The sequence below is a fragment of the Escherichia sp. Lx600-2 genome (genome assembly GCF_036662595.1).
GTDB lineage: Bacteria > Pseudomonadota > Gammaproteobacteria > Enterobacterales > Enterobacteriaceae > Escherichia > Escherichia coli.
Genome location: NZ_JAYQWM010000004.1, coordinates 134,794 through 144,033, shown reverse-complemented (window position 1 = coordinate 144,033; position 9,240 = coordinate 134,794). Strand labels below are relative to the sequence as shown.

The window sequence follows — 9,240 nt, the reverse complement described above, 5'->3', positions numbered from 1 at the left end:
CATTGAAGATTATGAAAATATCAAAGAAAATGCTTATCTGGTCATTCCCCAAATTAATTATACTATGGATTTAAACATAGAAGACTCTAGCTCAGAAGAGTTACTTTCAGATAATGGTATCGAGAAAGACGATAATTCTTCTGACAATTACTTTGAGGTCGAAAAAATATAACACATATGAAGCATATAACTCAGAGGAACTATATTTTACCAGAGAGGACTATACGTATGATTACGACCTTTTAAATGCAATATAGACTTAATAACTTCTTACAAAGTCTATTATTAATACCGTAGATATTCATCTTACCCTGTGCACCAAAAGCAAAAACTTATCGACGCGGGTTTGAAACTGATGGCAACCGCAAAAATGCCTGATGCGCTACGCTTATCAGGCCTACGCCATCTCTGCAATATATTGAATTTGCGTGCTTTTGTAGGCAGGATAAGGCGTTCACGCCGCATCCGGCATGAATAAAGCGCACTCAACAGTCTGAAACCCGCCGGAACGGTTTATTACGTACATCAGGTGAAACTGACCGATAAGCCGCTTTCTTTTGGGTCTAGCGTCGTGGACAGTCATTCATCTTTCCGCCCCTCCAAAAGCAAAAACCCGCCGAAGCGGGTTTTTACGTAAATCAGGTGAAACTGACCGATAAGCCGGGTTCTGTCGTGGACAGTCATTCATCTAGGCCAGCAATCGCTCACTGGCTCAAGCAGCCTACCCGGGTTCAGTACGGGCCGTACCTTATGAACCCCTATTTGGCCTTGCTCCGGGTGGAGTTTACCGTGCCACGGACTGTTACCAGCCGCGCGGTGCGCTCTTACCGCACCCTTTCACCCTTACCTGATCCCGCTTGCGCGGGCCATCGGCGGTTTGCTCTCTGTTGCACTGGTCGTGGGTTTCCCCCCCAGGCGTTACCTGGCACCCTGCCCTATGGAGCCCGGACTTTCCTCCCCTCCGCCCGTCTCCCCCGAAGAGGACGACGACGAAGCGGCGACTGTCTGGTCAGCTTCGGCGCGCAGTATAGAGGGTTTGCGCGCCCTTGTCACCCCGCGTTGCGCATTCCAATCGCCAGTGTCGCGGCGATATTACGTGAAGCACGGCAGATATTGTCATAAGCCCCGCGAAATGCTTCCTCCAACGTACCTATGCTGGACAATACGCTGAAGACCGCATCAATGCCATGCTGATGTACAACGCCAACATCATCGGTCAGGCTACCCGCAATGCCAATCACCGGTTTATGGTACTTCTTCGCCACGTTTGCGACGCCAATCGGTACCTTGCCGTGAATACTCTGGCTGTCAATACGCCCTTCACCGGTGATCACCAGCGTACAATCGTGAATATGTTCCTCCAGATTCAGTGCCGTAGTGACGATTTCAATACCACTTTTCAGTTCCGCACCAAGAAACGCCATTAGCGCCGCGCCCATACCACCCGCAGCTCCTGCGCCGGGGACATCTTTCACATCAACATGCAGCGCTTTTTTAATGACCTCGGCATAGTGAGAGAGGTTATTGTCCAGCTCAACAATCATCGCTTCACTGGCTCCCTTTTGTGGGCCAAAGATGCGCGATGCGCCGTTATCGCCCACCAGCGGATTGGTGACATCACAAGCGACGCGAATGACGCAATCTTTTAAGCGCGGATCGAGGCCGGAAATATCAATATCATTCAGAGTATTAAGACTACCGCCGCCAAAACCAATTTCATTGCCGTTGGCGTCGCATAATTTCGCCCCCAGCGCCTGTACCATGCCTGCGCCGCCATCATTTGTAGCGCTGCCGCCAATGCCGATAATAATGTTTGTCGCGCCGCTCTCTAGCGCCTGCAGGATTAACTCGCCTGTGCCGCGTGAAGTGGTCACGAGTGGATCGCGTTTTTCCGCAGGTACCAGCTCCAGCCCACTGGCCGCCGCCATTTCAATAAACGCGGTTTTGCCATCGCCGGAGATCCCCCAACTGGCATTCACTTTCTCGCCCAGCGGCCCTGTAACCCAGGCGTGACGTTCGGAACCCTGGGTGGCTGCAATCATCGCTTCCACCGTTCCTTCGCCACCGTCGGCAACCGGAACAGAAACGTACTGTGCATCAGGAAAAATTTCCCGAAATCCTTTTTCTATCGCCTGCGCAACCTCGCTGGCAGATAAACTTTCTTTATAAGAGTCTGGGGCGATTACGATTTTCATACCTATGCCTGTTACCACATGACGCCGGAGGGCGTTTCTCTTATTCGGCCTGGATTCCAGGCCCGGATTGCAATACGCCATCCGGGCACGACGTCATTAACGAGTAACTTCGACTTTCGCCAGTTTTTCGTAGTAGCACGCCAGGGCGCTATGATCCGCCGTTCCTAAACCATCTGCACGCAGTGCCTGCATCATCTCCATAACCGCAGCTGTGAGCGGCAGTTGCGCGCCGACGCCGTGAGAAGTATCCAGCGCATTCGCCAGATCCTTAATATGCAGATCAATACGGAAGCCCGGTTTGAAGTTGCGGTCCATCACCATCGGCGCTTTGGCATCCAGCACGGTACTGCCCGCCAGCCCACCGCGAATTGCCTGATAAACCAGGTCCGGGTTAACGCCCGCTTTAGTTGCCAGCGTTAACGCTTCTGACATCGCGGCAATATTCAGCGCCACAATGACCTGATTTGCCAGTTTAGTGACGTTACCTGCACCGATTTCCCCGGTATGCACCACGGAACCCGCCATCGCTTTCATCAAATCATAGTATTTGTCGAAAATAGCCTTGTCGCCGCCCACCATCACTGACAGCGTACCGTCGATGGCTTTCGGTTCACCGCCGCTCACCGGAGCATCCAGCATATCAATGCCTTTCGCTTTCAGCGCTTCGCTGATTTCACGGCTTGCCAGCGGTGCGATAGAACTCATATCGATCAATACCGTACCTGGCTTCGCGCCTTCAATAATGCCATTCTCACCCAGCGCCACCTCTTTCACATGAGGGGAGTTTGGCAGCATGGTTATGATGACGTCGCACTGTTCAGCGATCGCTTTAGCCGTAGACGCTGTTTCTGCACCTGCAGCAATCACGTCAGCAATAGCTTCTGGGTTACGGTCAGCAACCACCAGCGAGTAACCTGCTTTCAGAAGGTTTTTACTCATTGGTTTACCCATAATCCCCAGGCCAATAAAACCAACTTTCATAGTCATATCAATCATCTCTCTTGTTGCGGTGGTGGTTATTTTTTAAAGGCATCAGCCAGTTTCTGAGTGGCAGAGCGGAAGACGCCGAGATCGCTGCCGACAGCCACAAACGTCGCGCCCCATTCCAGATAACGACGCGCATCGGCTTCGACCGGCGCGAGGATACCGCTGGGTTTGCCGTGCGCGCTGGCACGGTTAAAAATGTGCTGAATTGCTTTTTGTACATCCGGGTGCGAGGCATTGCCGAGATGGCCTAATGCCGCAGCCAGATCGCTGGGGCCGACGAAGATGCCGTCTACGCCTTCGGTAGCGGCAATGGCATCGACATTATCTACGCCCTGCTGACTTTCTATCTGGACCAGAATAGTGATGTTCTTGTTCGACTGAGCGAAATAATCCGCCACGGTGCCAAACATATTGGCGCGGTGAGAAACGGAGACGCCGCGAATGCCTTCCGGTGGGTAACGCGTTGATGCCACCGCCTGCTCTGCTTCCTCTTTTGTTTCTACAAAAGGAATCAGGAAGTTATAGAAACCGATATCCAGAAGACGCTTAATAATTACCGGCTCGTTGGTCGGCACTCGTACTACTGGCGCGCTGGCGCTGCCTTTCAGGGCCATTAACTGCGGAATAAACGTGGAGATATCGTTTGGCGCATGTTCGCCATCCAGCACCAGCCAGTCAAACCCAGCCAAACCAAGAACTTCAGTGCTAATCGGGTTAGAGAGTGCTGACCAGCAACCAATTTGTACCTGTTTCGCAGCCAATGCGGCTTTGAATTTATTCGGGAAAACATCGTTATTCATCGCTTATACCTTTGCTTATTTCTGCAATTCCATACGTTTAATATCGCCAACTACGAAGAGGTAGCAGACCATCGCCATCAGCGCTGAACATCCCACGAAAACCAGTGCTGCATTGAAGGAGTGCAGTTCACTTACCAGGTAGCCAATCACCAGTGGAGTGACAATGGAGGCAACATTGCCAAAGACGTTAAAGACGCCGCCGCAGAGGCCAACAATCTCTTTCGGCGCGGTGTCAGAAATTACCGGCCAGCCCAGCGCACCAAATCCTTTGCCAAAGAAAGCCAGCGCCATCAGCATGACCACCAGCGTGGTGTTGTTGGTGTAGTTACATAAGATGATGGTGGAAGCCAGCAACATTCCCAGCACAATCGGTAGCTTACGTGCCAGGGTCAGGGATAAACCGCGTTTGATCAGATAATCCGAGAAGACACCTCCCAGCACGCCGCCCGCAAAACCACACAGTGCTGGAATCGAGGCGACCAGACCCACTTTCAGAATCGACATACCTTTTTCCTGCACCAGATAAATCGGGAACCAGGTGAGGAAGAACCAAGTGATGGTGTTGATAAAATATTGTCCGAAAAACACGCCCAACATCATGCGGTTAGAGAGCAATTGCTTGATGTAATGCAGTTTGGGTCCGCTTGCTGCCGCACTGCCCGGCTTTTTGTGGTCCATATCGACCACCGCGCCATTTTCAGAGATAAACTTCAGCTCTTCCGCAGACATACGTGGGTGATCTGTCGGGTTATGAATCAATTTGATCCACAGCGCCGTCAGCACAAAACCAATCACCCCCATAACGGTAAAGACGTGCTCCCAGCCCCAGGCGAAAGTCAGCCAGCCAAGCAGCGGCGAAAAGAGCGCCAGCGAGAAATATTGCGCCGAGTTAAAGATGGCGGAGGCAGTACCACGTTCTTTCGTCGGGAACCAGGCGGCGACAATACGGGCGTTCGCCGGGAATGATGGCGCTTCCGAGAAGCCGAGCATAAAGCGCATAAAGAACATGGAGATCCCTGCCCAGGCCAGCGGGAACATATCAACAAAGCCTTGCAGGAAGGTGAATAGCGACCAGAAAAAGAGGCTGTAGGTGTAAACTTTTTTCGAGCCAAACTTATCAAGCAGCCAGCCGCCGGGGATTTGCATCAGCAAGTAGGCCCAGCCAAAAGCAGAGAAGATGTAACCCATCGAAACCGCACTTAACTGCAACTCTTTTGCCACTTCGGTACCAGCAATAGACAGCGTTGCACGATCGGCGTAGTTAACGGCGGTAACAATAAAAATAATCAGTAATATTAAATAGCGGGTATGCACGCCTTTCTTTTTTTCGTCAACGGTGTCCAGAATCATTTTATTTACCTCGGGTACTTATGCTGATTTTTATTATTATGGGGAAGGTGTTATTTATGAGTTTCATTTATGCCGTAACGACAATGAACTCGGGAATTAGTATAAGCAGCGCGAGAATAATAATCATTGTGCAAATGCTAATTTAATTAATACTATTTAAATATTATTTTGAGCATATGCACATAAGGTTGCGCGCTAAAGCACAGATTTGCGCTTTACCTTGCCGGGCGGCACTGCAATCCCTGAAATGATTGACATTGATCACATTTCTGCGTTTAAACTCCTGACATTCTTATTTCACCCAATGAAGTCATTTATTTTTAAATGAGACCAGGTCCTCATTTTAATAACCCCTGGCTGGAGAATATTGCACAATGGCCAACATCGAAATCAGACAAGAAACGCCAACTGCGTTTTATATAAAAGTTCACGACACAGATAATGTGGCAATTATTGTTAATGATAATGGCCTGAAAGCAGGAACGCGTTTTCCGGATGGGCTGGAATTAATTGAACATATTCCCCAGGGGCATAAAGTCGCATTGCTGGACATTCCGGCTAATGGTGAAATTATTCGTTATGGCGAAGTGATTGGTTACGCCGTGCGTGCAATCCCACGCGGAAGCTGGATCGACGAATCAATGGTTGTACTACCGGAAGCGCCGCCGTTACACACGCTGCCACTGGCAACCAAAGTCCCGGAACCCTTACCGCCGCTGGAAGGATACACCTTTGAGGGCTATCGCAATGCCGATGGCAGCGTGGGCACCAAAAACCTGCTCGGCATCACCACCAGCGTCCACTGTGTGGCAGGCGTGGTGGACTATGTAGTAAAAATCATTGAACGCGATCTGCTACCGAAATACCCGAACGTCGATGGCGTGGTGGGGCTGAATCATTTGTACGGTTGTGGCGTGGCGATTAACGCACCGGCGGCAGTTGTACCTATTCGTACCATTCACAATATTTCGCTGAACCCTAACTTTGGCGGCGAAGTAATGGTGATTGGCCTGGGTTGTGAAAAGTTGCAGCCTGAGCGCCTGCTGACTGGAACGGATGATGTGCAAGCTATTCCAGTAGAAAGCGCCAGCATTGTCAGTTTGCAGGATGAAAAGCATGTCGGTTTTCAGTCCATGGTCGAGGATATTTTGCAGGTCGCCGAACGCCATCTACAAAAACTGAATCAACGTCAGCGAGAAACCTGTCCGGCTTCAGAACTGGTTGTCGGCATGCAGTGCGGTGGCAGCGATGCCTTTTCTGGCGTAACGGCAAACCCGGCGGTTGGGTATGCGTCTGATCTACTGGTGCGCTGCGGCGCAACGGTGATGTTCTCAGAAGTCACGGAAGTGCGTGACGCGATCCATCTGCTGACACCACGCGCAGTGAACGAAGAGGTCGGCAAACGGCTGCTGGCGGAGATGGAGTGGTACGATAACTATCTCAATATGGGAAAAACCGACCGCAGCGCCAACCCTTCGCCGGGCAACAAGAAAGGCGGTCTGGCAAATGTAGTGGAGAAAGCGCTCGGCTCCATTGCTAAATCGGGTAAAAGCGCAATTGTTGAAGTGCTGTCGCCCGGTCAACGCCCGACTAAACGCGGATTAATTTACGCCGCGACGCCAGCCAGCGATTTTGTCTGTGGCACGCAACAGGTGGCTTCGGGTATCACAGTGCAAGTGTTTACGACCGGTCGTGGTACGCCGTACGGCCTGATGGCGGTACCCGTCATTAAAATGGCGACCCGCACCGAGCTGGCGAACCGCTGGTTTGATTTAATGGATATTAACGCGGGCACTATCGCCACCGGCGAAGAAACCATTGAAGAGGTGGGCTGGAAGTTGTTCCACTTTATTCTCGACGTCGCCAGCGGGAAGAAGAAAACCTTCTCGGATCAATGGGGGCTGCATAACCAGCTGGCAGTGTTTAACCCGGCACCGGTGACCTGATTTCTTTTGGAACGTCCCTCGCAAAACATGGCCTTAGTGCCATGTTTTTATTGTTTAAAGCCCCCACGTCCATTAATAATGCATTTGCATTACCTTAGTTCAAGCTTATAATTTGAGCAGAAAACAGGCTGTAAAAGGACAGTGAATCATGCCCGCTAATGCTCGCTCTCACGCTGTACTGACCACTGAATCAAAGGTCACGATACGCGGACAAACAACTATCCCCGCGCCAGTGCGTGAGGCTTTAAAACTGAAGCCAGGCCAGGACAGCATTCATTACGAAATTCTGCCTGGTGGGCAAGTATTTATGTGCCGACTGGGAGATGAACAGGAGGATCATACTATGAATGCATTTTTGCGTTTTCTGGATGCAGATATCCAGAACAACCCGCAAAAAACTCGTCCATTCAACATTCAACAAGGAAAGAAACTTGTCGCTGGCATGGACGTCAACATTGATGATGAGATTGGCGACGACGAATAATGGATTTTCCACAAAGGGTTAATGGTTGGGCGCTATATGCTCATCCCTGTTTTCAGGAAACCTACGACGCTTTAGTTGCCGAAGTCGAGACATTAAAGGGAAAAGATCCTGAAAATTATCAGAGAAAAGCCGCCACAAAGTTATTGGCGGTAGTCCATAAAGTGATTGAGGAGCATATCACGGTCAATCCATCATCACCGGCATTCCGTCATGGCAAGTCGTTAGGCTCTGGGAAAAATAAAGACTGGTCACGGGTAAAATTTGGTGCTGGTCGTTATCGTCTCTTCTTTCGTTATAGTGAAAAAGAGAAAGTCATCATTCTGGGATGGATGAACGATGAAAACACGCTGCGCACCTACGGTAAAAAAACAGATGCCTATACCGTATTCAGCAAAATGTTAAAAAGAGGACATCCTCCTGCCGACTGGGAAACCCTCACCCGAGAGACAGAAGAAACCCATTGATGGTGTTCACAATGCCCGCCGAACGCATTCGTGTTGACCAGCGGGCACCCTTTCTCACTCCCCGACCAGAATCACTTCAACCCCAGCCTTTCGCAGTCCTTCCAGACTATCCGCAGGAATGCCTTCATCAACAATGATCATGTCGATACGTTGAGTATCAATGATCTTATGTAAACTGGAACGATTGAATTTACTGGAATCGGTGACCACGATGATCCGTTCCGCAACTTCGCACATCCGGCGGTTTAAACGGGCTTCATCTTCATTATGCGTGCTGACGCCGCGCTCCAGATCAATCGCATCTACACCAAGAAACAGCATATCGAAGTGGTAATTTTGCAGCGATTGTTCAGCCTGATCGCCGTAAAAAGATTGCGACTGACGGCGCAAATGCCCGCCGGTCATCAGCAGCTCAACGCCTTCCGCTTCCAGCAAAGCATTAGCCACGTTCATACCGTTGGTCATCGCAATTACGTCAGTGTGCTTGCGCATCAGACGAGCAATCTCAAAAGTGGTGGTCCCGGAATCGAGGATCACCCGATGACCTGGCTGAATCAACTCAACGGCAGCTTTCGCAACGCTGCGTTTCATCGCGGTGTTCAGTGCGCTTTTATCTTCCACTGATGGCTCGACTGACGGCGTCGTGCTATCGCAGATCAACGCGCCACCATAGGCACGCACAGCGATCCCCTGCTTTTCCAGAAACGCCAGATCATTGCGGATCGTCACAGTAGATACGCCATACAATGCCGACAGATCGTTAACCTGCACACTCCCTTGCTGTCGCAGACGCTGAATGATCTGTTCTCGTCGCTCGCTGGTGCCTGTCACTCGCTTCTCACCTGAAGCGTCGGTATTACTCATAGTAAGTCCTTTCGTAAAACTTTCGTTTCATTTCGTTTTGCCTATTAACGCCTTTCTATTAAGCAAATGCAAGCCCACCTTGCCCATTGACGCAAGCTACTCTCGTTTCAGTGACTTTCATTATGTTTCTTTTGTGAATCAGATCAGAAA

8 protein-coding genes, 1 other RNA gene and 1 pseudogene are annotated in these 9,240 nt (G+C 50.5%); 4 read left to right on the top strand and 6 right to left on the bottom strand.

The window, feature by feature from the left end:
• Positions 1–257: pseudogene (locus OQV04_RS02775) on the top strand (hypothetical protein); the annotation flags it as partial.
• A 383-nt stretch (positions 258–640) separates the two neighbouring features.
• On the opposite strand, the gene rnpB reads toward OQV04_RS02775, so the two are convergent.
• The 5 genes from rnpB to garP form a co-directional block, all read right to left on the bottom strand.
• Positions 641–1,017: RNase P RNA component class A (gene rnpB, locus OQV04_RS02770), an RNA gene on the bottom strand.
• A gap of 32 nt (positions 1,018–1,049) precedes the next feature.
• Positions 1,050–2,195: a glycerate 2-kinase gene (garK, locus tag OQV04_RS02765; RefSeq protein WP_032281638.1), complete on the bottom strand. Its 1,146-nt coding sequence runs from the start codon at positions 2,193–2,195 to the stop codon at positions 1,050–1,052.
• A gap of 96 nt (positions 2,196–2,291) precedes the next feature.
• Entirely contained in the window at positions 2,292–3,182 is an 891-nt protein-coding gene (garR, locus tag OQV04_RS02760; RefSeq protein WP_001303675.1) for a 2-hydroxy-3-oxopropionate reductase, read from the bottom strand.
• Between the two features lie 29 nt (positions 3,183–3,211).
• Positions 3,212–3,982 (bottom strand): 2-dehydro-3-deoxyglucarate aldolase, encoded by a 771-nt coding sequence (garL, locus tag OQV04_RS02755; RefSeq protein WP_024250085.1) that lies wholly within the window; start codon positions 3,980–3,982, stop codon positions 3,212–3,214.
• A gap of 15 nt (positions 3,983–3,997) precedes the next feature.
• A complete protein-coding gene (gene garP / locus OQV04_RS02750) occupies positions 3,998–5,332 on the bottom strand; it encodes a galactarate/glucarate/glycerate transporter GarP (RefSeq protein ID WP_000599636.1) in 1,335 nt (444 codons plus the stop codon).
• A 374-nt stretch (positions 5,333–5,706) separates the two neighbouring features.
• Between garP and garD the strand changes: the two genes are divergently transcribed.
• The 3 genes from garD to yhaV all read left to right on the top strand — a co-directional run bounded on the left by garD (position 5,707) and on the right by yhaV (position 8,226).
• Entirely contained in the window at positions 5,707–7,278 is a 1,572-nt protein-coding gene (gene garD, locus OQV04_RS02745) for a galactarate dehydratase (RefSeq protein WP_032281643.1), read from the top strand.
• A 148-nt stretch (positions 7,279–7,426) separates the two neighbouring features.
• Positions 7,427–7,762 (top strand): type II toxin-antitoxin system antitoxin PrlF, encoded by a 336-nt coding sequence (gene prlF, locus OQV04_RS02740; protein WP_001307405.1) that lies wholly within the window; start codon positions 7,427–7,429, stop codon positions 7,760–7,762.
• Positions 7,762–8,226, top strand: a complete 465-nt coding sequence (gene yhaV / locus OQV04_RS02735) for a type II toxin-antitoxin system ribonuclease toxin YhaV (protein ID WP_000347273.1) — start codon at positions 7,762–7,764, stop codon at positions 8,224–8,226. The genes prlF and yhaV overlap by 1 nt, the downstream gene beginning before the upstream one ends.
• A gap of 54 nt (positions 8,227–8,280) precedes the next feature.
• On the opposite strand, the gene agaR is transcribed toward yhaV, so the two are convergent.
• Positions 8,281–9,090, bottom strand: coding sequence for an aga operon transcriptional regulator AgaR (gene agaR / locus OQV04_RS02730; protein ID WP_000072187.1), 810 nt, complete (start codon positions 9,088–9,090; stop codon positions 8,281–8,283).
• Positions 9,091–9,240: the final 150 nt, after the last annotated feature.